This window comes from Vibrio sp. 10N.261.55.C5, assembly GCF_041470505.1.
Taxonomy (GTDB): domain Bacteria; phylum Pseudomonadota; class Gammaproteobacteria; order Enterobacterales; family Vibrionaceae; genus Vibrio; species Vibrio crassostreae_C.
Genome location: NZ_JBFRMS010000024.1, coordinates 57,384 through 81,226, shown reverse-complemented (window position 1 = coordinate 81,226; position 23,843 = coordinate 57,384). Strand labels below are relative to the sequence as shown.

Genomic DNA, 23,843 nt, shown 5'->3' with positions numbered 1-23,843 from the left:
ATTACTTTTTCATTGAATTAGCAACAGCGCTTCTAGCGTAATCAAAACCTCTCTGAGTTGTTTTATTTACGTTTTCCAGTGCACTATCCATCGACACCCCATTCACGCGATAACTCGCGTAACCTAATACCCCAAACCATATCGCGGGCACCACCACGTAAAACGTGATCATCACAAACGCTAATATCGAATCATCCATGCTGTTGATCGTACCGGTTATCGGATTAAAGTTGTCATGCATGGAATACACCGCCTCCAACAGCTTACTGTCCAGACTTCGACACAACTCCCACCAAAACGTCAAGAACAACAACCCTGTATAAGAGAGTGACAACGACATCAGCGTCATCATCGAATAGTTGCTGACCGTTAAGACAATCGGACTCGCAATCACCACCACAATGAGCAGCAAAGACTGCAGCATCGGCATCGCTTCTCGCACAATGAAGTAAGCGGGACCGGTGAAGATATGCCCAATTTGTAATCCTGCCCAGCCAGCCGCGCTATTCCATACTTCTCTGACTTGGTGATCGAGGGACTTATCAAGCACCTGGCCATAGCCACGAACAATGCGTCCACTGGTCGATTGATTTTCAACACTCAACACGCGCTGAACCAGCATGTTCGCCTTATCGGCCGGTGTGACTTCAGAGCCCATGATTTTTGAGAAAAAGCCATCATAGTCCAACACGTCATGAATCAATTCAGGGTTGGTGTCTTCAATGTGATTGAACAAGCGCCACAACAAGCCGGCGCGTTGGCCATCACTGCGACCGCCTTGAGTACTGTCCCACCATTCGTCACACATAGGATACGCGGCGCTGGTATCAACCGCTGTTCGGCGATACTTCTGTTGCACCGGATCGTCTCGCTCTGCGTTGTAAGGGAAGTTGAACACAATCTTTTCAGCTTGTAAGCCATTATAGGTGGTTTCTGGCGCGGCCAGATTATAACCAAGGAAATAAGAGCCTCCAATCCAATTGGCATTATCAAAGTCGTTTTGAGTGACTCGCTCTTTACGCGCGGCCGCCTTCATCATCAGACGCGCTCGCGTATAACACTGCTCGTAGAAGTCTTGAGTTTCTTGTCTGAGCTGTTCACTCTTAATGTCGATTTGAGAGAGTTTCAACATGCTGCGTTCGACGTCGTAGTGACACGGCACCGAGGAGACCGCCGCATTGGTCAATCCTTGCGAAATACTGTGCCAGAGCACCCACCATATCGGGGCATGAACCAATTCCCCATTTAACGAGCTTTGGTCGCTGTTAGTCGCCCCGCTGCTGATACCTACGCCGCACGATTCGCTGGCGTTTTGGTCCATGACGAGCGTGTTGACGTTCACCGGGTACATGGGGATGACCGCAAAAAAGCACACTAATCCGGCCAACATCAGTTTGACCTCGGTGCGGTTCATGCTGAGCAGGCCTTTGTTGCCCTCGTCTTCGCCTTCTTGAGCCACATCAAACCACACTTGGAACACAATGACGGCCAACATAAAGACAATCAGTCCGGTTTGATTCAATATCATGAATATTTTGCCGGAGATTTGCCAGCTGGTCAGCGTCAGCAAGACGGACAGTGGATCGTTGACTACCATGAGAAGGCTCCTAAATTGACGTATTGGGTGAGTAAGATGAGTTCGTTGAGCATAAGAACCAGCGCGATACCAAAGGCATAGCGCTTAGCGCGCCACAGCGCGAGGCCGTAAACGGCCGCTCGTAGAGTGACCATGTACCAGGCGTATGCGCTGCTTGATAGCGTGTCCCCGTCCAGTGAAAAAGCCAGTGCGCTGGCGACGAGCAAGCACAAAAGGAGCGTGATGACGTGACGGCTTCGGCGCCACCGATTTTGAGGTCGGGCTGTTGATATGTTCATTTATTCTTCTCCATTGTTGTTATATCGGTCTTTGTCTAAAAAGACCGAGTCGGATTTAGGGGTTTGCGGGATAACTTGTGGTCTTTGGTAGCGGTAGTCATCCACCACCGCTTGGGCGGTGCGGGTGCCTATTTGTTGTCTGACCTCGGCTTCGTAGCGCAGCATGTCAATCTCGCGCTCAAGGCGAGCAATTGAGTTGTCGATGTCTTTTTGAGCCGTGGCGTGCTGAGCAATATTGACTTCGTATTTACCGGTGAGCAGCGCGCGGCGCGCGTACAGGGCTTTTTCAATCGCTTGAGAAAGCGCGAGCTCACTGGCAATGCGTGATACGGTGTTGTTGTCCACTTCTCGCTCGGTCAGCGCTTCAATCAGTGTTTTAGGGAAGTGTTCGGTCTCTTTGTTCTCTGCGACGGCGCCTCGAAGTTCACTTTCCAGCGCGGTGCTCACCTCTGTGACTTCTTGAGATAGACCAATCCCTGGTGTAGCTTCGGTTCGGCTTTTGTCCATGCCGGTCTGCACCGACTGGCTACCAATCACTTGAGACACCCACTCACTCATTGTCTCTTCACTGTCCCAATAGCGATAAAGGCCTTGGTGGCTCTCTTTTTGCGATTCATCAGACAATAAGGTGAAGCCGGCGCGCGTCGCATCCGTGGTGGCGTTGATGGCCGGTTGGTTGCGACCGCCGTATTTGGCGCCGCCCACCCAAGTCACCCCAGAGTCGCCCATGTCGTCTTGCACTTCTTGTTTGGCTCTGACGGCGTCGCCACTTTTTACGGCATTGGTCCATGCCTGGGCGCGGGCAAGCGTTGCGTAAGCCTTATCGGTGTTCATCTCACCCATGGTGTCGACCATGGCCTCACACGAGCTGCTGGCGTCGTCAAAATCGAACTTGCCTTGCAGTACGCCGTTGGTCATCAAATCGTAAAGCCCAGGGTCTTTTTTCTGCAGGTAGTAGCCTGGCAGGCTCAGCACTGCTGAGGTGGCATTGGTGAGCATGTCGCCCATCATGTCCTGAAACCCTTCTGTCACGCCGTTGAGCTGATTTTCAACAGTGACCGATGGGTCTAACATCCCGCACTGCAGGTTCATGTCCCAACCGACGCCAAGGGCGGTGGGGCTGATGCGCTCTTGTCTGGCGGGCAATGCAATGACTGGCCCGCCGCCTAAGGTGTAGTGAAGAACGCTGTCGTTGTCGGCTTTAAGGTTCACGTTCGTTCCTATCGAACTGTGTGCGCTGGCGCTCATCAATAGGGGGAGCAGTAACGCCGCTTTGAGCGGCCAAGTATGGGTCATCATTATTCTCCAAAGTGGGCAATCAGCGTGCTACCACGACGCTGGCAGCCTTTGTATAGGCGCCACGCAGCCCAGACGTACTGGTCGTCTGAGGCGATGTGCGGTGCGTAAGGGTCGTAAGGCGTTAAGCTGTCATCAAACTGTGGCCAGACATACGCATCGGTTTGGGCGATGGGTGAGAGCATTTGCCAAGCGGTGTCCTCGTTATTGGGTTTAACGGGCCCCGGCGGCCAAAAGCCTGGGTACGGCGTTGGGACGAAGGGTTGATACACACGGCCTTCGCCGATTCGGGTCACCACATGCAGCGCGCGAAAGGCGGTGAGTGCTGCGGCTTTAAACGAATGACGCTGCAAGACAAAGCCGCCACGCGGATAGATGTCCCCAAAGTTACCAAGCGCATCGGTTAGAGGGTTCCACGTTTGAGTGGACAGCATGTCCGGCAAGTTGTAGCGCCAACCGAGCGGGTCAAGGCTTGATAAATAATGCGGCATGAGCGGCGTCGCTTGACTTGAGAGTGAGTAGCCAAAACTTGCGAGCAGTGAGAAAATCGTCTGCCCGCCTGGGTGGCCGATGACGTCGCTGTTGTAAAAACGCATCGAGGTGTTATCTAGGCCTTGCACGCTGCGACGCGCGCTGTGGCCACCGTTCTCTGAATAGGCATTGTCTGGCGCCATCCAAGCGGTGGTTTGCCAGGGCGCCTCACCGGTTTCGGGGTAGCTCATCACCACAAAGTCGGGCAAGCGGTGTTTGACCTTAATCGAAGTGTCGGTGGAGCATCCCGCCGGGGTGCAGGTCATCCACACGCACGCCCCAATCACTTCGTAATCCAGGCACTCCGGGCAGGCTGCGCTGGCGATGACCTCGGCGGTGGTGACCTCCTGACTTATGGCAGAGGTCGCGCACAGACATGAGCCTAGAATGCTCAAACCTAGCCCTCGCTTGAGTGATTTGTGTATGAGTAAGGTGAGGCTCATCTTATTCCTCTCCCAGATAGTCAAGCCGGGCTTGTTCGATGTCTTTGGCCTTGATCAGCGCCGCATCGAGCTCACTGATGCCGTGCAAGTCCATGAGGGTTTGGCGTTTTCTTTTCGCTGGACCATCGGTTTCACCCAGTGCCAGGTAGAGCGCAGGCGGGACAATGCAAAAGCGCTGCATTAGTGTGTTGTCCATCCCGGTGATGACGCCTTCTTTGTACTTGTGCTTTTCCGATTGCATCGAGCGAATGAGATTTTTCTCGGCCTCGGAGAGTTTTTTAAACGATTCAAGGTGACTGAGTTCGTCCTCTGGCATGTTGAGCATCACCCACCACTCAGCGTTGTTGAGCATCTTGCGGGCAATGGCCGGAAAATCGGCCAAATCTTGCGTCGCCAACCAAAACCACGCACTGAGTTTTCGCCACATCTTGACGATTTTGACGGCGTAAGGCGCGAGTAGCTCATTGGTGACAATCAGGTGCGCTTCATCGGTCAGGGTGACAATGTCACGCCCTGAGTATTGGTCACGCTCAGCAATCCCGTTGATGCGGTTAATCAAAGAGATGTACGCGGCGGCCATTTGCGCTTCATACCCGGTTTTTGCGTAGAGGCCTAGGTCAATGATGGTCACATCCGCTTCGGGCCAGTGCTCGGCTTCTTGGTTGAAGATTTGCCCTTCTAGACCATCGCAGAAAAAGGCCATCGCTTCGCTCATTAGGCGTGCGCGTGCTTGGCGGGGCTCAGGTCTATTAGGATCTTGACTAAAACGCTCTAGCGCGTCTTTGATGTGCTCTGGGCGCACTTGCTCGCCCGTGGGATGGCAATGCTCTGCGGCTTCTTTAATTGCATCACGCACCATCGACGAGTCGGCGCGGCGATAATCGTCCATCTCGCGCTGCTCACCCCCGGTGATCATCAGCCGTGCCATGATTTCCAGCTCGCCTAAGATGTCCCGCGCTTCATCGTCTGGCGAATCGCTGTCATTAAGATGTTCAATGTCCAACGCTTTCTCGTCACTGACGTGAGGCACGGCTTGGCCGACCAAGTGTTTGGCATCGGCAAACGGCGCCATAAGGCCTTTAGAATGAGCGCTCACCTGAACGCGGTTGACCGATAGCCCCAAACGTTCACAGTACTGTCCCAGCAACCCAAAACTGTTGCCAGCTTCGATGATGAACAGCCTTGGGCGATGAATCGCCAGCAGGCGTAAACACATGCCCACTAAGGTCGCGGATTTGCCTGAGCCAGAGGGCCCAAATAGATTGAGGTGCGCATTAGAGAGTTGGTCTCTCAGCGGATCGACGCCGAAGAGCTCTCCGCCTCGGTTGAAAAATTGGAAAGCTTCACTACCGGTGCCGGTTGCGCGGCCAAACAAAGGAGAGAGCGAGAGCATGTCTTCCAGCCACACCCAGCCGCAGTACCACAGTTTGTCGTCGTGCTCAGGATGGTAGTTCATCGGCAGCCAGCGAAGGTAACTGTCCAGTGGGGACTCTTGGTCGCTGTTTTTGACAAAGCGCAGCGACAGATCGCGATTGTTGAATATTGCGCGCAGCGACTCTGTGCGGCCTTCTATTTCACTGACGCTCTCCCCTTGCACGTAGAACGCCAGTTGACCGCGCCACAGTGGATGCTTTTCAACTAGGGTGGTAAAGCTGTCGCAGGTATCTCGAATGACTTCTAATTCCGTTTCTTCCCCCACCGCCGCTTCTCGAACGGTGCGAAGGCGCGCTCTGGCCTGCGCCTTACTTTGCGCGACTAAGGTCATGGCCATCATGGTGCCGGTGGGCAACTCATCGAACAGGACGTGTTGTGGGCGCTTTTCGCCTTTGTCGATGGCTTCATCCCCGATGACCTCCCCAAACACGGCGCCCGCTAAAAAGGTCTCATTATCCCAAGTGTCGAGCTCCATCACGCGTGTGGCGATGGGCTTCTCCCCCTCAAACCACCATAAGCCGTTTTCAACGTCTGAGCGCACCCCACTTCTTAGCAGTCGCTCGGAGAAATCTTGGTCAATAAAGCTGCGGGGCGGGCGGTAACGCAGGGTTTCGCCCGCAATGCCAGAGGGATTAAAAAAGGGACTCAGCCAAGCGTGAATGCTTTCGCCTGAGCTGGCCTTGATGCCGATGCCTAAATCTTTGAATGTACTCGGAGATAACAGTCGGCGCCTTAGACTTTTTAAGGTGCGAAGGTTGGTTTTTTGCAGTGTTTCACTGGCGTCTTCGGGGAGCCAGCGATAAATAGCGAGACGAACTTGACGCTCGCGGGCGCGCCACGGACGACCGTCCACCGCAAAGATACCTTGCTCTCGCCCTATCAGTTCGAAATGGCGGCGGTCTTCATCGAGCACCGCGCGGGTGAATGCATCATCAACGCGCGCACTGTTGAGTAACTTCTCATGGGCATCCTCAAATCGGTCGACATCACGGGCAAACAACTGCACCACCCACGGGTTGTCTTCGTCAATCAAGGCGGTGAGGGTGTGCGCGACACTTGAGACCACCCGCTCAAGCTGCGCTTGTGTTTTGTCTTCCGTAACCAGCGGCGTAATGTCAAAAAACAGACCCATCGAACGACCGTCTTCCAGTTGCACCAGACCTTTATCGCTGATTTCAATCCAAGGCAGTTTGGCCGCAAACGACGGTGGCACGCTGTAATCGATGGCTGGGGCTTCCAACTCTTTGCCTTCGGTAAAAAAGTGGGTGATGGCATGACGCATTTTTTTCAACATTACCAACGCTCCTTGGGCAGATTAGCCGGACTGTCCTGGGGCGCGGCGTAATGCACGCGCTCATACAAGGGAAAGACGGTGCTGTATCCAGGCACCGGCAGTGCGCCCGATTGATGCGGCAGAACATAGAGCACCACATCGGGATTGGGTAGCCTTGGAAAAACGTTGGTCGCTTCACGCCAGCTGTCTCGGGTGTAGTCGCTTTGGCGCTGCGCCAAAGTGGTCATATCGAGCGGCATACGCAGCTCGCCTTGCGTTTGGCTAAGCGAATCAGCATTGGCTCCGCCGCCTGACATTTGGTTTTGCCACACTTGCTCGGAGTTGGTTTGAGGATTGGGTAAGGTGTCGTCTTGCGACGTTGAGCAGCCCAGTAATCCGAGCAGGCTCATCGCGCTGATAAGGTTACGGTAATTCATACGTCGCTCCTTGGGTTTGAGTGTCGTAACGCACGCGAACAGGGATAGTGGGGGCGCGCAGTGTCACGGGTTGTCGAAGGTGAATGCTGGCCTTAGTACCGGGCGGGGTGTACACCACATCAAAGCTTGAGCCCATGCGCGCCTCAATAAACTCTGAAACGGTGCCTGTGAACGCTGCTGCAGACTCAGCGGCCGCATTCTTCGCCGCGTTGCCCGTCAACGATGAGGTGCTGGTTGAACCATCCACCGAAATGGTCTGCTGTGAAATCGCCACCGCATTGGCCGCTGCAGAAGCGGCGTCAAGTAATCCTTTGGTGGTGAGGTATTCAGGTGCATTCGAGATGCGCTCCCCGGTTAAGCATGGATTGCCGTTGGGGTCGGCCAGAAAACCCAAATCAGTGGTTTTAATCGATGAACCATCGAAACCTGAATCCACCGCCTCCTCGCCTTCTGGGTAAGAGAGTATCGAGCCATCGGCGCGAATAAAATCAATGGATTCGACTACGCCGCGCACACAAGACAAACTCCAGTCGCCGGTGACCGTGCCCGTCACGATGGCACCTTGGACATCCGGCAGGGTAAACCCGCTGGCCATCAGGTTCTTACGCCCTAAAATCATCGAAAACGGATAAGGGTCGGTGACCTGGCCGTTCAGGGGAATACGCCCCATCAGCGCGGTCATGCTGACCGCATCGGCCAGCATGGTGCCGCGATGCAGGGTGTACACTGGCATTCCGTCTTGTTGATTGGCATCAAATCGGCCCGTCTGGCTGGTAAACGCGTCATCTGCTGCGCCCAGTGCGTTTTTGACCGCTTGGGTGGCAGGGGTTATCCAGTTGCCTTCTTTGTCTTGAGTCGCATCCAGCGGCTCAGTCCAAATCCAGTTGTCTTGAGCTACGCCCTGAGCCTCAAAGGATGGGTGATAGCCGCCCGGCGCCGTGCCCACGGCCAGTCCCTCGCGCCCTGAATCAATGCCAAGGTCGTCATAAGATACATCTATCACCTCACGCATTGGCGCTTGACGCACCTTGAGGTGGTCTCGGCTTTGACTGACTTTCTCTTCAATGGTGCTTAACGACGAATTGAGCCTTTGGGCAAGCTGACTTAATTGGGTTTCAAGGGCTTTCACTTGTTCACTGTTTTGGGCTTGCTGATTTTCAACCTGAAGCTGCGTTTGCTTTAACGCGTCCGAGAGGGCTTTCTTTTCGGCTTCACTTTTTGAGTACGCGGCATTGAGCGTTCGAATGGTGTCGGTTGGGCTGTCATCAAACGCCTGCAGCACTTGCGCTTGGGTTTGTGACGTCGTCACGCTGACCGGGGTAGTGTCGTCGGCGGGCTCAACGTTGGCTTCAATGTCTGACGGCTTTAAGACCGCGATGACCAACACCGCGATAAAGCCGGTCGCACCGATAAGCGCGGCCATTTTAATGACGGGGTTTCCTTTATTTAACATCGCTACTCCCCTCCATGGCTAGGTAATAGGTATCCTGCCAGGGGCCCTGGCGTGACAATAAAGGCGGTCGCTTGGGCGGTGGGTGAGCCTGCGTTCCCGATTTCTGGGTGGGAAAAGCTCACTGCGCAGCGCAGTGCAAAGCAGCGAGGACTGAGAGTAACGAGTCTTGGGTCGAGGGTTTCACGCTTTGATGCCTTATTGGTTAGACTCACGGCGGTCACGACTTGATCGCCCAATTGCCAGGCCGCAATGGGCTTGGCATTCACTCGCCACTGACTGAACGCGCTCAGGCTGATATCACGAGGCAGTCCCATGGGCGCTCGCACTACGCCAGATAAAGACTCAATGGCGTGCGATGGACTGTAGAGGTTTTGCATGGCATAGCGCACCAACAAGGCTTGCGGCGCCATCTTCAATTGTGAACGATGTGACTCGTTTGCAGCGCGACTCAAGTTATTACCCTCTTCCTCACCACCTGGTAAAACAATGTCAATCTGCGGCGGGGTAACCACGCCCGCTTTGGCGCTGACATCGAGCATTAAGCGCAATCCATCACTCAGGCGCATCACTTGAAGGCGAGTTGAGTCAAAAGGCTCGGTGGTTGTGAGGTAAACTCGCCCTGCCAGTGAGGTCATGGACAGGTAAGGCGTTAAATGCGCCGGTTGCGCGACGCGCACGTCGCTGCCCAAGGTCAGGGTGGTCTCTTGCCCTGGCGTGAGCACCACTTGCAGCGGGACGCCCTGCCACTCCATGGCGCGAGGCGTACTGGCCTGAGCATTGGTATGAGTCATCAGACTCAGCAGCAGTATCCACCACAGTTCCCCATGTCTTTTCATCAGCGTTCGCATCATTGCTCTTTCTCCTGCGTTTCATTGAATTGAATCTCTCTTGCTGGGCCATCAAAACAATCAATGGCGAGCTTCCAAGGGTTGCGCTCGGCGTCAATGTCGTAACGCACAATGCGCAGTGGCCAGCGGATGAAGTTATGTTTGACTAACGTGCCATCCACGTACTCTTTGAGCTCTAAATCGGCTTGTACCGTCCAGCTGTCTCGGCTGTGCGTGGTGACGCGCCAATCTGAAAAGCCGTAACCGGGAATGGGCGCGAGACTGCGCTCTCGCCCCGACAACTCCCCTGTGCGCCGTTTGTTTTGAAAGTCTTGTGTTAAGACCTTTTTGCAACTGGGCGTGAGGTAATCGGTGTAACGATGCAGGTTCTCGTTGTATTGCTGATTGCCATCACTGGGCCAGCGGTTAATCAGTCCAAATAGATTGACGGCAAAGTCATACACATTGGGCTTAGGCACTTCCCACCACGGGCGTGAGGAGCCTGAGCTTAAATCGGGCGGCGTGTGCACCGTGATGTCTTGGCCGGCTTGATACCAGCCCCAAGTGGTGACCAATGCGAGGGTGCTCATCATGGCGAGGGCGCCGCGTAGCGAGCGAATGTGACTGTCTCGCCCACTCAATGAGGCGCGAAATCGACTTTTCGGTGGTTGACTCATGTTTTCTCCTTATCAGCCGATGCGTTTGCAGGCAAAGCGGCGCGCATCAATGTGATAGCGCTCTGGGTGAAACCAGCGCTCAAAGCGTTTGCTGGCGTAATGTTGGCAATGGTGCGTTTTGATGCGGCTGAGCTTTCGCATGAGGCTTTTGGGCAGTGCAAAAGCGCCGAGCGCCCCGAGCAGTAAAGCGGTAAACAAAATGAGCAGCGCGCCAAACGCCCAGTACAGCGTCAACCCCAGCAATCCGGTAAGGGTCATGCACACCAGGACCAGCAGCCCCATCTCGCCCATCGAGAGACCTTTATAAAAAGGCGGCATGACGTTTAAGGTTGAAGCGCAGCGCATTACACGCCCTCCAAAATATCAAGGCCGTAGTTGAGCCCCCATACCGACAGCAGCAAAAGCACAGCGCCAATCACGCCGTCACTGAGCAGGTCTTTTTTGGTGGCCTGTTTCTCTTTGATTTTGCTGAACACGTCCCAGATGTGCCCCAGGAAATAGACAAAGCAAAAGGCAATAAAAATGCCACCACCGTAGAGCAAGATGTCGTAGGCATAGGCGTAAATGAGCTCTAAGATGTTGTCACTGCCGCCCTGAGACGGGGTATTGTTGGTGGGGATGCCCGCCATCGCGCTCAGACTGTGCAGCCAAGTGACGACAAAAAGAAAAAACGCTCGAAGTTGGATCATGTTGCGACTCCGTAATATAAAAACCATTGCAGGATGAGAAAGATAAACACGGCGCGAAAGACCAAGCGGCGAAACACCTCTTTGGTCACTTTTTTGTTTTTCATGCCGCGAAAGCCGCTCCAGTACACCCACAGCATCCAGAGCATCAGCAAGGCACTGGTGAGTCCGGCCAACACCAATGCCAGCGTGTTGGCCTCAAATCCGGCGCCATGCTCGAAGGCTAAAAGGGGATCATTCATGAGACGCCTGCGAAAGGTAGTCGCCGCCCAGTGGGGTGACAGGCTTTGGCGCGCTGCGCTCAGGGCGTAAATAGGCATCGATGCCTGCTTGAAGGGTGCGGATATCTAGGCGCAGCGCATCGTAATCAAACTGACGTGCGGCGCGATAATCGGCTTCGCGCTCAGCGCGTGTGATGAGGTAGTCGAGGGTGTTGAGCTGAGAAGAGACCAACGCCAGCTCTCGCTGCTCGGTATCGACGTCGGCATACAGGTTAGGACTGAGCACGCTCAGACAGAATAAAAGTGGCCATTTCACGGTGTTGACTCCTAATTAGAAAGACGTCAACACGCTAGCAAAAAGGCAATAGAAAATACTCGATAGAAATACATTGGTGGATGTATTTTTAACGAGTATTAATTTTTAAAATTATGATACAATTTTAAAAGGATTTATTCAGGCGTCAGTCTGGGGTAAATCTTTAGAGGTACTTCTTATAACTCGCCACACTGGTGCGAACCAGTAACCCTGTCATGCCTGCTGCAGGCAACAACACTAAGGTCGGAGATAGGGGCCAAATCCCAGGAATGAACAGCCATAAGTAACCGGCCCCGATCATGGTCATAGAGACGGCTCGGCGCGCGTAGTAATGCGTGGTTTCGGTTTCACGCCCGACAAAGGCGGTGCGCCGCTGACGAGAGATCAGCCCATCGAATGCCCCGAGAAAGCTCGCCAGTAAGAACAAAGGCCAACTAAAGAAAAGCAGCGCGACGCGAACAAACAGCGCAAGGGTGACATACACCACGCCGTGCCAATACTCGTTCGCGAAAGCCAATGCCCCATCAAACTCAATACTGAGCAGTGTCTCGATGCGTTGACTCAGCGCATTCACTAATCCCATCACCTTCGCCGCCAGATGCGGCTGATCGCTTTGCAGCAAAGTGATGTGCTCAACTAACACGGCTTTGGCGTGTTGCCCCGTCACTTGTCCCCAAAGTGGCGCGAACCACTCGATCAAGATCAATAGCACCCATATCCAAAAAAGATGCCCCAAAGCCACAAAAGGCAGGCCATACCAAGGCGTCGGCTCCTCGCGCTTTACGGGTGGGTTTGGTGTTTTTTCTGCCACAAGACCTCCGAGGCTCTACTGGGCTTTTGATGCCCCACGCATGGCGAGCATGGCTGTGATATTTAAGACAGCGACATGGTCGTCATCCTTTAATGCTTTCTTTCTCATTGAGCGCAAATCATCGACGCTGCATACCTCACTGTCCCACCAAGCAGTGTCTTCACACTCATGGAGCCTCAATGCCATGGCGCATTTTGATGCAATGAGTAATTGGAGGTTGGCAAAATGCGCGCCGTCCTCACTTATTTTTGCGTCAATGTCACTGTCTAAAACAAGCGCCATACAAGCCCTGAAATAATCATGAGAGGGTGTTATTGATGGCATTGTCTTTCTCCTTACTGTTGGTGTTTTCTTCATCGAGCCCAAGGTAGGCATTATTCATCCAGCTGTTGAACTGCTCGGTGTCGTGCAGCCAATCGTGCGTACTTTTGACCGATTGGCTTTTTTGGAGCATCCCATCTACTAAGGCTTGGATGTCCTCTGGCAGTTCGAGGTCGCCTTCATTGCCCGGCAATGGAAAGCGAAGCTTCCAAATCTTGGCGCCTTCGAGCTCAGCGTAGGCTTGGCCAATGGGTAAATTGGTGATGTCGTTATCGCTGACCAGTAGCACCTCTTTGTTTTGCAAAGTGTCTTTATTGCTTGAATGAAACCCGGTCTGACTGCCGGGCGCATCACTGGCGCCCGTATCGGGCACAATGTCTTTGATGGTCACGGTTGCCATGCGGGAGGTGAGGATTTGCGCGGTCTTTTGCTCGCGAACCCGAAGGCATATCAAGCTGTTGAAGTTACCTTTGGTTTGCGCCGCTTTTGCAGGCGAGCCTAGGCGCGCTTCAATATCGGATTCGGTTTGCGTGTAGGCGGTGACGACAAATTTAGCGCCGCGTGCTTTGTTGAGGATAGGAATGAACTCATCGCCAATCAGCTCATTAAATTCATCGGCGTGTATCATGATGTTGCGCGGCTTGACCTTGGTAAAGCCCGGCGCGTTACCAAACTTATAAATCTCCCCCGCCAGAGAGCACAGGTCAGCAAACATGGAGTTACCGAACGCTGCTGCCACCGTGGTATCAGAAAGCGCATCCAACCCTACGTACACCACGCCCCCTTGCATGATGACCTCGCGCCAATCGATGATGGGCCGCTCATCGGCGGGCGTATGTACCGGTGAGATGATTTCAGCGGTCTTACCCGTACCGAGCTTTTCAAGCAAGGGCAGTAAGGAGGCCACAATTTTATCAAAATAGGTTTTGTCGTACTGGATGGCGCTTCGAAGTCCGGCCAGTACATCGTCTGCAGCGGGGTGCGCGCCAAAATACATTTCAAGGGCGACCACGCGAGCGCTGCGCCCCTGCAGATGACGCGGGGTGTTTTTTTCGTTGACGTTACTCTCAAGCGCGGTCACCAACTCTGCGGCTTTTGGGTGATAAGACGGCAGCTTTTTCACGCAGTAGTCAACATACAGCTCATCAATGGCGGTCACATAACGTTGAATAGCGGCCATATCGGGCTTTTTGCCGAGCGCGTCCAGCGCCCTTGCGATGATATTGACAAATCGCCACGCAAACTGTTTGAACGCGGCACTGTTGCCGCCGCCGTCGAGCTGGCCAGAAACGCGGGTCGCAACTTCCGTAATACGGCCAAAGCGCCCTACCGGTGAGTAGCGTCCACTTTGGTCCGAATACCCTAAGTGTAAGATATAAAACTCATCGAGGCGCCCCGCTCGCAGGCACTCGATGTACATGCGAAGCAGCATGTCGGCGTCCCCTTTAGGGTCAAACATCAACACCACATCGCCACGGCGGATATCTTGCGTCACCAAGAGTTCAGCGAGGCGCGTTTTACCGACCCCTGTGGTGCCAAGCACTAAGGTGTGCCCCGCTCTTGCGCTGCTCGGCAATAAACAATCGACCTCTTCATCAAGGCCGATGCCGTGCATTCGAGAGTCGCCCCCCACCGGGGGTAAAGGTTTCACCGGGTTGATGGCACTAAGAAAGGTGTTAATGATACCCCAGCCTTTACCAACCCTGGCTATCACACGTTTCCCAGACCAAAAGCGCTCTATCCACCGACCTTCGTGTTTGGCTTCCATGGTGCGCGCAAAGCGATAAAGTTTAGACGGTGTGACGTAGCGCTCTGCCCAGATTTGACGTGTATCATAAAGGCGCTGAGCATGGCGAGGCAGGACTAGAAAGCCTTTCCCGAGAAAGAGTTTATTTTGATACACCGGCATGTCATCGGAGTTCATCGCCCAATAGGGCATGCGAAGTAATCGCTTGCGATACCCGAGCACGGAAAGCCCTTGTTTTAGGCGAATCAGCGCGCACAAGCCAAGGCAAAAACCGAGCGGGTGCGCGAAAACAGGGGCCAGCATGAACACTTGCGGGGCGATGACCACCACGATAGCGGCCATGCTAAACATGGCCGCGCTCAGCAGCTCATCAGCAGGGCGAAGCAGACCTTCGGCGTAACCACTCATTGCAGGGTCTCATCGTCTAACGTCATCCCCCACTCTCGCTGCCAGGCGCAGCGCTCTTCGAGGATTTCAATGCGGCGCTTGACTTGATGCGTCACTTTGTCTTTATTACTTCTCTTTTTAGCTGGCGGTAGCTCAAGACTCTTTGGAGGTAAGCAGCGCTGGGCAAAGGGGTTATCACTGTTAATGCTCATCACCTTCTCCTTGAGATTTTAATAACATCATCAAAGCGTGCTCTGGGCTCACGTTGTGCGTCTGGCTTTGCTGGGCGAGCGCCAGAATCACCGGCGCTAGTGCCTTACTCTCTAGCACTTGATGGGTGGTTTTAATCGCGTGTTGAATATCCGAATAAGATAAAGCGTGCGTAGGCATAAGCGCTGTCCTCATTAAAAGTCGTGAATATGATTATTGTTTGAGCTCACCGCGCTCGATGAGTGCCGGGTAGTGGCGAAGGCCAAAAGCGGCGGCAAAGTCACGGCCTGCCACAGGGTAGAGTGTTAAGTTATAGCGCTTAAACCGCTGCCACCCCGCCTTCGTCTGCACATTGACGACCATCCCCATGGCGCCAATGCTCGCTAGATAGTCCCGCTTAGCACTGAGCCAGTGATGGGATAAAGCGTCATCCCCAACGATAAACAAAGGCGTGCTCACGCTTTGTTTGAGCGTGCGTCGTTCCACCTTGCCAGGGGTTAACTGCGGCGTACTCACCGGCACCATGCCTTGCAATAAATCCGCGGCCGATAAGGCGTGACTACTGAGCAGAAAGAGTAGAGTGATGAGTGTTAATCGGCGATTCATGACGAGGGACTCCATTGTTGTAAGTGACGGGCAAAGGTGGCTTCATAGCGCCGAGCCGGCTCGCCCCCACCGGGCCTGTGAAAATATCCGGCCGCTTTTACCCAACTGCCGTGTTTGCGCATGCCTTCGTTGAGCAAGACCGCGGCGTGATTGAGGTTCACCGTAGGGTCGAAGACCTCACACGGGCGGTTAAAGTGATCTTTTTGCCAGCGCCAGTTTTGCTGCGTGAGGCCAATATCCACCATCTGTGTGTGTTTCAAAAAGCCATGCAGCGCCTGGCACGCTTCAGGGTACGTCGCGTAGAAATAGGATTGACCTTTGACATTGAGCGTCCAAGGCCAAGGGCGAACTGCGCCGCTTTGCAACTGGGTTTTGCTTTCGCCGAGCGCCAAGGAATATAGGACGCTCGCGGGAATGCCGTGCTGGGCGGCGACCTTCTGATACAGCGGCGGAATAGCCGCCTGAGCGCTGAAACACCACAGGCTTATGATTAAGGCAACGCCACGACCGACCATTGGCCTTCCCCTTGCTCTGAAATGGCCACGGGCACAGGTTTGCCTTTAGCCAGGGTCATCCATAAGGCGCGCGTGTCGTGATTTAACGTTATCCACTGTTTTTCGACATCGCTATGGCGCACTCCAGCCACTGAGGCCCATGCTTGCAGCTCTGCGTTATTCCCCCCGAGCATATACACGTCCACGGCCACGCCATGAGAGCGCCATTGTTTAAGCGCATCCACACAGGTGTCGCACTTGGCGCGAACAAACAGGGCGACGCGCTCTGGCAATCGTGGCCCTATCGGCTTCAAGTTAGGATAGAGCCGCGCCCACGCGGCGCGATACGCCACTTCCAGCGCCAACAAGCCATCGGTACGCTCTTTATCAAACGCGACCAAACGCTCAGCCAAACGCGCACGTTCAGTATCACTGCGCGCAAACTGAGCTAAGACTTCTAGGGGACTCGCTTCTTGCATGTCATAGGTGAGTGGGCTTTGCATTAATTGCTCATAGCGCGCCCAGTCCGCTTGACTTAACTGCCAATATTGAGCGTCTTGCGAGACACTCAGCGAGCGGGATTGGTTATGTTCAATGGCGGTTTGTGATGCCTGATTGCGCTCAAGCTCTGTTGCCCCTACCGCGACAATTGGCAAGAACGCGCACATTCCCCATAAAATGAAAACCTTCATATTTACCCCTCCCCGACCGTTAACGTTGTACGTTGGCCTTTGTAGAGCGCCTCGATGTGGTGGTCATTAACGGCGGTGATTTTCCAGCCGAGATAATGTTGACCTGCTTGAAGGGCGGATAACTCTGCCAGTGTGCTGGCACCAGGCTTACCGACAATCGCCAGTTGGGTATGGCCCCGCGTTTGCACATCAAATAAAACAAAAGGCGCGGTAATGGTCGGCGTTTTTACTGTGGGCTTAACCACAGGTTTGGCACGCACGGGGGGCGCACGTTTTGTTGTGGATTGACGAGAGAGGCGTTGAAGTTTTGTTTCCAATACTTCTAGTTTTTTGCTGTCCAATCCTAACTCATCCAAGCGAACACCTTGATTGGATTGAATATTCATGAGCTCGGTGATTTCACCCTGTTGCTCATTGATGCGCTGGGTTAACCCATCAAGCGCGAATTGCAATGAGTTCAGCGCCTCAATGCGCGCTTGACGCTCCTTGTCGCGACTTTCATTCATCGCCAACACCACACTTTGATGAAGCGCGTCCAATCGCGAGTCAAAGCTTTCCTGTTGAACCGGTGAGAAAACCTGCTGATAGGCGAACAGGCAAGCGGCGCTTAATATTAGGCTCCACAGGCTAAACAGTAGCCCTCTAAGTAACGTTTTGAGAGTGAATTTCACACCTCGCTCCTACGGTTGTCAGTGATGGGACGACCGTAGCAAAAACACCTTAGAAAAATCTCGATTAGAAATACATTGGTGGATGTATTTCTAACGAGTATTATTTTTTAAAATTATGCTATCATGGTTAGTTTTTTAATTTAAAGCGAACTACACCTAATTGATTTGGGCTCTTTTCTGGTAAACTCTTGCTTTAATTGATCAGATAGAATGACTGTATGAGCCGAAACCTGAAACACTATCAAGCCCTTGATGCACTCGCGACCCACGCGCTGCTCGCCCTCTATTGCACCATGAGCAAGCAAGGTGGGTTCTGGACAGTGAAAAGAAGAAATGAACGACTCGTGAAATTCATCAAACCAAAAGTCAAACAGCCTCAGTTTTCAACGTGTAAACCTGAAATCAAAACCATGCTCAGCATTGGCCGCAGTCCCATCGGCAACCTTGAGCAAAAGTTGTGGGATGTGAACCGTCTGAACCTTGAGTACCAGGCTAAGTTTTCACAGGCGGATGAACTCTACATCATGCTGAGTGGTCTATTTGAACAGCATCAATTCCCCTCGATGCTGGAAGACATAGAAAAAGACCTTGAAAGGGATACGCTCTATATGAAAGAGAAAGGCATTGAGAGTGGGTTTGATGAAGACAATAACCAAATCAAGCCGCTGGCTATGACGGTGAAAACCGAACGGTTGAAAGCACTTATTGAAGCGGTGCAGGCCAATGGCATTTATCGCGTGGAAGTCGACCATGTGGATGAACATGAAGTGATTCATCTTTTGTTGCATCGAAAGGGGTAAGCGTTGTGGGTTGAGACCGACTAGGGCTTAGTTTTGCCTTGGGTGTATTGGTGCGGGACCAAATGTCCGTCTTTTACCTTAATCGAAAGCTTGTTCATTTTACAGCGAACTCCAAAAGCCGCGCAGTTAAGTAAATCCTCAAGGGATTGTGCTTTTTCAATACGCAATTTGGGTTTACGCATGAATCGTTTGAAATTGGCTTTGACTAGGCTAGGTTTGGTCGTGGGCATAAAGGTGAGGTTATTAATAGTGGATGGTGCACATAATAAACGAATCTATCTGATCATGCAGCTCCTGACCATTTTTAACAGGACTCTATGCCGTCCTACGGGCTGCGCCCTACCTGCACAGCAGTCAGAAAAGAAAATACTTCGCACTTCCTTTCCTGACCGCTCGATATTGTTTAATAACGCAAGGTAGAGCTCGACGACGAAACTTGAATGATTAACTCAACTTCAATCGCGGTAAGGATATGTTCCATTAGTGTCTTTTTGATATCAACATACTCTGAGCGCTCTTTAGACAATTCAGCCATGATATTAGGCATGAATCCATCAACCAGTACGACCTTTCCTATCACGCCGAAGTTATCGTGTAAAAACATCAGGCAATGTCCACGATGATCATAGCTGACTCTAGCATTGACTCCATCGGGAAGGACATCCTTGGAGAGTTGAGGAAGTTGAGTGATAAAGGTGTTTTGTTGTCGGTTCCCCAACGATTCAAGCCCTTGAAGGTTCATTCCCGTACGACCGATAGAGCTGATCACGGCTTGGGGACCTAGATACTCCCCAGAGTCAATCTCAATCGTTCGCCTGTCCATCACATCCATCAGCAACTTAGCAATCTCATGAGCATCAGAGAAAAGGTTCTTTTTCTCTTCCAGAATGAAATGTCGGCCCAGCCCTGGCGATAGCATCACTTCAAAGTCGCCATCCACCAATAGATTACCGTCCATGATGGTTTCCCCGCAACATTGGTCTTTATAGCGCAAGAGCGTTTCAGAGCAGGCGTGTACGATAGGTTTGAGTTTTAGCTCGGTCTCTGGGTATAAATCCTCCGCAATGGCCTCATTCATGACAAAATTGATCCCTCTACGATGAAGAACAAACCGAAAAAGAAACAGGGAAATGTCATGACCAGCCAAGTTTTTCATATTGATATCACCTCTTTAGACACCATCGACTCTAGGCAACGTTAAATGTATTCGACATTGCCTTGATAAATCGGAATGCATAAGAATAGTTTCACGCTGGATGTACTTGTAATAACACAATACCAGAAACGCTAGCGGTGAACGCCAATAAGAATGATAAGAAGCCTCGATACTCACAGGGAGTGGCTTTAACTGTTCAATGTTAAAGAATGAGCCGTGCTTACTCAGTAAAGGTGACGTCAGTACTAATGATTGCCCACTGTATTTTGGGAGCAATTCAATCAATAGTTCGAGCTCTCGGTACGTATCTCTTGTAAAAGGATAGATCGCCGTTGAAAGGTGAACATGGTATTGGTTTTTCTTTAAGGACGGGGTTAGCTTGAGTAAGGTGAGTTCATTCAAAGCGATCCTTACACTGTACCCAAAACCTATCCACGTAGTGAAAAGAAGAACACCGCCATGGAGGAATAAGGGGAGATGAAGCGGCATCAACCAGACCGTGACGACCATTAAAACGACGACACCTTTGATCCCCCTAATCAAATTTATCTTTGCGGAAGGGGCATGAGAGAAGGTTAATAATCTATGTAGGAAAATGAAAAGTAAAAGTGTGTTGATAAAAAGTATCACAAGATTATCCAATAAGGTTCATTTTGACGGCAATAAGCCCCGCTTGTTGGGGCAAGATGAAGTCGACAATTGAACAGCGTGAAAGTGTCAGGCTTTTGCATCCCACCGCGCGCCCTCGTGGTACAACAAATACCCGCGATGCTGCGTTTTTCTGAGCAGTCGTATGGCTTGACGGTAAGTGGTACGTATTACGCGCCAATCATTACCATCGAGCATTTCAAGTACCACAGGGTCATTGATTTTGTAATCCATATCAGACTTGTCTCTTTCTTAAACGTCCAAAAACAGCTAATCCAAATAGAGATAAAAAGCCGAGAGAACCACCGCTGCCACCTGAAGAACTTCCGCTCCCATTATCTACTTTCGGTTTATTGATGTGAATCACTTCGGAATCTGAGAGGTACAATTGACCTTCTTCTCCACTGCTCCCTTCAATTACATAGGTACATTGCTCAAAAGGGTCGATAAGTGCTTGAGTGACACACGTACTGCTTTCAGGAATCAGCGTGAGATTACCTTGAACATAAGCGGTATCGGTAATGCCGCTTTGATGCAGTGATTGAACGGTGATAGTAGTGCGTCCGTTCACGTTAGCTAGGGTCGGATAATGCCACGCGTCAATGTTCTCAGTAAGAAAGCCTTGTACAGCTTGAATGTCTGTACCGTAAGTTTCTCTATCGCTGCTAACAAAACTTTTACTACCATTGTGTATTGTCATAATCTCATTGGCTTGGTTAATCCACGCCGCACCCGAGTCGCCGCCTATAGTGTGTGAGCCTTGGCTTACTAAGTCTGCATAAACCAAAAAAGGGTCAAGAGGGTCGTGATAATGGCTAAATGTAAGGTCTACCGAATTAAGGGTGTCAACGGTGCCACCAAATCCCGCAATGGTAATCGACTCTCCTTTAACGCGGTCGTCGATGTTTAAAAATTGTATCGCTGCATAATCAACAGGCTTATCCAGCGTCACAATGCCAACGTCTTTATAGAAGCTTTGCTGATCCACATAGTCAGGGTGCATCAAAAATTGGGTAAAGGGGAAGTTGTCACCAGAAGCCGTAACGACGGTATCAAGCCCATTGCCATCCAAGCAATGGGCAGCAGTTAACACAAAGCGCCCCGCTACCAAGGTCGCGGTGCAGTTACCGTTGTTGGCGCTACTTTCTAAACGCACCGCGTTATCTTGCGCTGCCCAGTAGACAGGTGTGCCATTGTCCACCGCCCAAGCGGATGAACTTAATAGGGTCAAACTCAATAGAGAAAATACGGGGTGCTTCATTTTATATTCCTGAAAACCGTTATGTGGTTGATGATTTATTATACCAAAACAGACACTATGAAACGAGTTTATCTCGCTGTTTTATCTATGATCATTAGTTCTATGAAATCGCTTTTTATGATCGAAAAGCATACTTTAATGAACTTAAAAAACGCTCGTCCTTGAGCGCCGTTTATCCGCTTAATTATTCACAATGATAGTAAGCTTCGTTGTCGTGACAGGTTGTATTCCCCGCATTACTTCCGTCGCACCATTCATAGGCTTCAATCCCATAGGTGCCTTTTGGCGCGCATTCATACCCCGTAGAGCTACCTACTAACCTGACAAAAGAGCTAGCCGTCGGTCGACTGCTCAGTTTTTTCCAATGACCAAAATCACCATCCGTGGCATCAGGGTCAAATTCTCCTGCGGTCAAACCAAAATCATCCGGCGGGTTGTGTACCGCGGCATTCGCTTCTTCATAAGGTCGCGCCGATTCGAGCGCGTCTTCATACGTAACTTTCGCTAATACGCCGGTGCTGATGCATAGCAGAGGCACGAAGAGTAATGTTTTTTTCATGGTTGTTTCCTTTTAGTTGGTCAATGCGTTATTTGCATTGGGTAAAAGCGGTGATTTCGCCGTCATGGCTGACATCAAAAACACCGGTGATTAGTGATTTCACACGCACCTCCAAGCCGACGTCCCAATAGTCGCTCGTAGTGGTGATGAGATAGGGCTTTTGACTGCCCGTGAGCTCATAATCTGAAGCAATGTAGATATTGCCGATGCTGAGCATGATGTCGGGTGTAGTGCCCTCTGGACACGCGGGTTTATCCACCCGCTCGCCGTGCTTCACCGTCACCACATTCACCAGTCCTTTACTGACGATTTTTTGCGTGCCGTCAGAGTTTAAAATCGTATAGTCCCTGGCGTTGGTAATGCCATACTCCCCACCCACATCCCAATCGTCGCTGAGCGGCACACTGCCGTCATGCTGTAAGAAGGCGTCGTAAAGCTGAGAGAGTAACGGGTCGTACACCATCACGGTGATGTCTCCGTCCGGCTCTGCTTTGGCGTAAGGGATTTTAAGCAGCTCGGTGGCCCACTTAGCGCGGTGAATCGGTTGGATAGCCGTGCTTGATAAAGGAAACGTCAACTTCGCGTACGCAATGTCACGAGATTGTCCGTTTATCGTGACTGTGCGCTGCCCGGCTTCATACCCAAGGCGATCCACCGTCCAAGGGGCGGAATCGGGCCTCACGCATGACCTAGCGGCTTCGTCAGCGGGCGTACAGTTGATCCAAAATTGCTCATCGGGCGTCACTAAGTCGTTAAGCAGATTTGGAAACTCTTCATAGAGTGGCACCGGTGGCTCCGTGCTGTGTTGTTGGTATTGGTACTTTTGCAGCGTTTCAATCACAAGCTCGATGCGGGCGCGATAATCCCCCGCCGCGTTTTTTTCTTTTTGGATGGCCATCCATTTGGAGGCGCCTGCAATAATCAGCCCCAACAGCGCCATCGCAAACAGCACATCCAGCAGGGCGAGGCCGCGCTGCTTGGCTCGTTTCATTTGAACTTTCAAGAATAATCCCCCTGCATACACCCCGTCTCGGCATCAAAATATTGATGCTGGAGCGGCGATTGAATGGACGCGATGTTGTAATACAAGACCACCGAGCGTTCGGTCACGCGAACGCTTTGGGCCAAAGGTGTCAATACGGGTTTCAACGAAAAACCCGACATCCCCTCTGGCAAAGTCACGGTGAGGGTCACGCCCCCACTGACGGTAACGCTCGTCGCCGTTCGATAGTCAATCGTGATGGCGTAAGGTAGCGTCAGCAGATAGGAGGGCGCCTCAAAGTGCTCCACAAGTGATGACAATGAAGGCGGCGCGTCTAATGTGCGGCACCCCGATTGCTGCCACTCATCAATGATGGCACGCTCGGTTGCTTGCCACACGTCCGTCATGGCTACCTTGAACGCCGTTTGCTGCTCGCCCTGGCGAAGCGTGTTCATACCAAAGGTCGCGCCCAGCGCCAAAATGGCGCTGACCACTCCCATCGCCAGCACAAAGTCGAGCACAGAAAAACCGGCTTGACGTCTTATCATAAAGTGACCGTAATGTCGGAGCCGGACACCTGGACACTGCCGCAATCGGTGCCCACGCGCGTACAGCGCTCTGCGCTCATTGGAGCCAATTGATTACCCAGCGCCAGCGAGTTTTCCACCTCCACATTGCTGATGCTAACGTCCACAAATGACTTATTGGTGTTCGCCGTCACGGTGTACGTTCCGCCGTATTGATTGACTGAGCACCACGCCGCCTTACTGTAGCCATACCCTTCGGTGCAGATTTCAGACAAGCTCACCCCGGTCACATCCGCGCCCGCGCCAGCCCAGGCGTCCACCGCTTGACGTATTTCTGTGACATCGGTGAGCGTCGCATTCACTTTGTATTTGCCCTTGCCAGAGCTTGCCATCGCCGTAATACCGGCCACGACGAGCGCAGCGAGGCCAATCCAAAAAATAAAATCCAGCATCGAAGCGCCGCGCTGGCGAGAAGATAAATTCATCGTTTTTTTCATGAGTG

Annotated in this window: 29 protein-coding genes; 1 reads left to right on the top strand and 28 read right to left on the bottom strand. The window is 52.2% G+C overall.

All coding sequences use genetic code 11. From position 1 onward, the window contains the following. Position 1: 1 nt before the first annotated feature. From AB4263_RS10945 to AB4263_RS10840, 22 genes are all read right to left on the bottom strand, one after another. The gene (locus AB4263_RS10945) at positions 2–1,597 is read right to left on the bottom strand and encodes a conjugal transfer protein TraG N-terminal domain-containing protein (RefSeq protein ID WP_102332558.1); all 1,596 of its coding nucleotides are present in this window, start codon (positions 1,595–1,597) and stop codon (positions 2–4) included. After that, a complete protein-coding gene (locus tag AB4263_RS10940) occupies positions 1,591–1,875 on the bottom strand; it encodes a hypothetical protein (RefSeq protein WP_102332557.1) in 285 nt (94 codons plus the stop codon). Before AB4263_RS10940 ends, AB4263_RS10945 begins: the two co-directional genes overlap by 7 nt. Next, the gene (locus AB4263_RS10935) at positions 1,876–3,174 is read right to left on the bottom strand and encodes an integrating conjugative element protein (RefSeq protein WP_102332556.1); all 1,299 of its coding nucleotides are present in this window, start codon (positions 3,172–3,174) and stop codon (positions 1,876–1,878) included. It lies immediately after the preceding gene. Then, a complete protein-coding gene (locus AB4263_RS10930; RefSeq protein WP_102332555.1) occupies positions 3,174–4,145 on the bottom strand; it encodes a TIGR03756 family integrating conjugative element protein in 972 nt (323 codons plus the stop codon). The genes AB4263_RS10935 and AB4263_RS10930 overlap by 1 nt, the downstream gene beginning before the upstream one ends. 1 nt (position 4,146) lies before the next feature. Further along, positions 4,147–6,873 carry a conjugative transfer ATPase gene (locus tag AB4263_RS10925; RefSeq protein WP_372098203.1) on the bottom strand — a complete coding sequence of 909 codons (2,727 nt, stop codon included), beginning with the start codon at positions 6,871–6,873 and terminating at the stop codon, positions 4,147–4,149. After that, on the bottom strand, positions 6,873–7,289 hold the full coding sequence (locus tag AB4263_RS10920; RefSeq protein ID WP_017108819.1) for a TIGR03751 family conjugal transfer lipoprotein: 417 nt from the start codon (positions 7,287–7,289) through the stop codon (positions 6,873–6,875). The genes AB4263_RS10925 and AB4263_RS10920 overlap by 1 nt, the downstream gene beginning before the upstream one ends. Continuing rightward, on the bottom strand, positions 7,276–8,742 hold the full coding sequence (locus tag AB4263_RS10915) for a TIGR03752 family integrating conjugative element protein (protein ID WP_372098202.1): 1,467 nt from the start codon (positions 8,740–8,742) through the stop codon (positions 7,276–7,278). The genes AB4263_RS10920 and AB4263_RS10915 overlap by 14 nt, the downstream gene beginning before the upstream one ends. A gap of 2 nt (positions 8,743–8,744) precedes the next feature. After that, positions 8,745–9,593 (bottom strand): TIGR03749 family integrating conjugative element protein, encoded by an 849-nt coding sequence (locus AB4263_RS10910; protein WP_372098201.1) that lies wholly within the window; start codon positions 9,591–9,593, stop codon positions 8,745–8,747. Beyond that, positions 9,590–10,246: a PFL_4703 family integrating conjugative element protein gene (locus AB4263_RS10905; protein ID WP_372098200.1), complete on the bottom strand. Its 657-nt coding sequence runs from the start codon at positions 10,244–10,246 to the stop codon at positions 9,590–9,592. Before AB4263_RS10905 ends, AB4263_RS10910 begins: the two co-directional genes overlap by 4 nt. A gap of 12 nt (positions 10,247–10,258) precedes the next feature. Beyond that, positions 10,259–10,591, bottom strand: a complete 333-nt coding sequence (locus AB4263_RS10900) for a DUF3487 family protein (RefSeq protein ID WP_372081665.1) — start codon at positions 10,589–10,591, stop codon at positions 10,259–10,261. Beyond that, positions 10,591–10,935: a TIGR03745 family integrating conjugative element membrane protein gene (locus AB4263_RS10895; protein ID WP_372098199.1), complete on the bottom strand. Its 345-nt coding sequence runs from the start codon at positions 10,933–10,935 to the stop codon at positions 10,591–10,593. The genes AB4263_RS10900 and AB4263_RS10895 overlap by 1 nt, the downstream gene beginning before the upstream one ends. After that, entirely contained in the window at positions 10,932–11,174 is a 243-nt protein-coding gene (locus AB4263_RS10890) for a TIGR03758 family integrating conjugative element protein (RefSeq protein WP_372098198.1), read from the bottom strand. The genes AB4263_RS10895 and AB4263_RS10890 overlap by 4 nt, the downstream gene beginning before the upstream one ends. Continuing rightward, positions 11,167–11,469, bottom strand: coding sequence for an RAQPRD family integrative conjugative element protein (locus AB4263_RS10885; RefSeq protein ID WP_372098197.1), 303 nt, complete (start codon positions 11,467–11,469; stop codon positions 11,167–11,169). The genes AB4263_RS10890 and AB4263_RS10885 overlap by 8 nt, the downstream gene beginning before the upstream one ends. Positions 11,470–11,632: 163 nt before the next feature. After that, positions 11,633–12,280 (bottom strand): DUF4400 domain-containing protein, encoded by a 648-nt coding sequence (locus tag AB4263_RS10880; RefSeq protein WP_372098196.1) that lies wholly within the window; start codon positions 12,278–12,280, stop codon positions 11,633–11,635. Positions 12,281–12,295: 15 nt separating this feature from the next. After that, positions 12,296–12,604 carry a hypothetical protein gene (locus AB4263_RS10875; protein WP_154724096.1) on the bottom strand — a complete coding sequence of 103 codons (309 nt, stop codon included), beginning with the start codon at positions 12,602–12,604 and terminating at the stop codon, positions 12,296–12,298. Further along, positions 12,579–14,756 carry a type IV conjugative transfer system coupling protein TraD gene (gene traD / locus AB4263_RS10870; protein ID WP_372098195.1) on the bottom strand — a complete coding sequence of 726 codons (2,178 nt, stop codon included), beginning with the start codon at positions 14,754–14,756 and terminating at the stop codon, positions 12,579–12,581. The genes AB4263_RS10875 and traD overlap by 26 nt, the downstream gene beginning before the upstream one ends. Continuing rightward, positions 14,753–14,947 (bottom strand): hypothetical protein, encoded by a 195-nt coding sequence (locus tag AB4263_RS10865; protein WP_102425276.1) that lies wholly within the window; start codon positions 14,945–14,947, stop codon positions 14,753–14,755. Before AB4263_RS10865 ends, traD begins: the two co-directional genes overlap by 4 nt. Next, positions 14,937–15,125: a hypothetical protein gene (locus AB4263_RS10860; RefSeq protein WP_372081837.1), complete on the bottom strand. Its 189-nt coding sequence runs from the start codon at positions 15,123–15,125 to the stop codon at positions 14,937–14,939. Before AB4263_RS10860 ends, AB4263_RS10865 begins: the two co-directional genes overlap by 11 nt. A gap of 33 nt (positions 15,126–15,158) precedes the next feature. Next, the gene (locus AB4263_RS10855) at positions 15,159–15,551 is read right to left on the bottom strand and encodes an integrating conjugative element protein (RefSeq protein WP_102425278.1); all 393 of its coding nucleotides are present in this window, start codon (positions 15,549–15,551) and stop codon (positions 15,159–15,161) included. After that, the gene (locus AB4263_RS10850) at positions 15,548–16,066 is read right to left on the bottom strand and encodes a hypothetical protein (protein ID WP_372098194.1); all 519 of its coding nucleotides are present in this window, start codon (positions 16,064–16,066) and stop codon (positions 15,548–15,550) included. The genes AB4263_RS10855 and AB4263_RS10850 overlap by 4 nt, the downstream gene beginning before the upstream one ends. Further along, a complete protein-coding gene (locus AB4263_RS10845) occupies positions 16,042–16,737 on the bottom strand; it encodes a TIGR03759 family integrating conjugative element protein (protein WP_372098193.1) in 696 nt (231 codons plus the stop codon). Before AB4263_RS10845 ends, AB4263_RS10850 begins: the two co-directional genes overlap by 25 nt. Positions 16,738–16,739: 2 nt before the next feature. Beyond that, positions 16,740–17,408, bottom strand: coding sequence for a hypothetical protein (locus AB4263_RS10840; protein WP_136984682.1), 669 nt, complete (start codon positions 17,406–17,408; stop codon positions 16,740–16,742). A 218-nt stretch (positions 17,409–17,626) separates the two neighbouring features. On the opposite strand from AB4263_RS10840, the gene AB4263_RS10835 reads away from it, so the two are divergent. Next, positions 17,627–18,208, top strand: coding sequence for a DUF2913 family protein (locus tag AB4263_RS10835; protein ID WP_372098192.1), 582 nt, complete (start codon positions 17,627–17,629; stop codon positions 18,206–18,208). A 403-nt stretch (positions 18,209–18,611) separates the two neighbouring features. Here the strand turns inward: AB4263_RS10835 and AB4263_RS10830 are convergent, their stop codons facing one another. From AB4263_RS10830 to AB4263_RS10805, 6 genes are all read right to left on the bottom strand, one after another. Then, complete coding sequence (locus tag AB4263_RS10830; protein WP_372098191.1) at positions 18,612–19,286, bottom strand: hypothetical protein; 675 nt, start codon at positions 19,284–19,286, stop codon at positions 18,612–18,614. A gap of 961 nt (positions 19,287–20,247) precedes the next feature. Then, the gene (locus AB4263_RS10825; RefSeq protein ID WP_372081660.1) at positions 20,248–21,273 is read right to left on the bottom strand and encodes a trypsin-like serine protease; all 1,026 of its coding nucleotides are present in this window, start codon (positions 21,271–21,273) and stop codon (positions 20,248–20,250) included. A 184-nt stretch (positions 21,274–21,457) separates the two neighbouring features. Beyond that, on the bottom strand, positions 21,458–21,832 hold the full coding sequence (locus tag AB4263_RS10820) for a hypothetical protein (RefSeq protein ID WP_372081661.1): 375 nt from the start codon (positions 21,830–21,832) through the stop codon (positions 21,458–21,460). Positions 21,833–21,860: 28 nt separating this feature from the next. Then, the gene (locus AB4263_RS10815) at positions 21,861–22,835 is read right to left on the bottom strand and encodes a type II secretion system protein J (protein ID WP_102483220.1); all 975 of its coding nucleotides are present in this window, start codon (positions 22,833–22,835) and stop codon (positions 21,861–21,863) included. Next, entirely contained in the window at positions 22,832–23,362 is a 531-nt protein-coding gene (locus AB4263_RS10810; protein WP_102300532.1) for a hypothetical protein, read from the bottom strand. Before AB4263_RS10810 ends, AB4263_RS10815 begins: the two co-directional genes overlap by 4 nt. Further along, positions 23,359–23,838 carry a hypothetical protein gene (locus AB4263_RS10805; RefSeq protein ID WP_102300533.1) on the bottom strand — a complete coding sequence of 160 codons (480 nt, stop codon included), beginning with the start codon at positions 23,836–23,838 and terminating at the stop codon, positions 23,359–23,361. The genes AB4263_RS10810 and AB4263_RS10805 overlap by 4 nt, the downstream gene beginning before the upstream one ends. Positions 23,839–23,843: the final 5 nt, after the last annotated feature.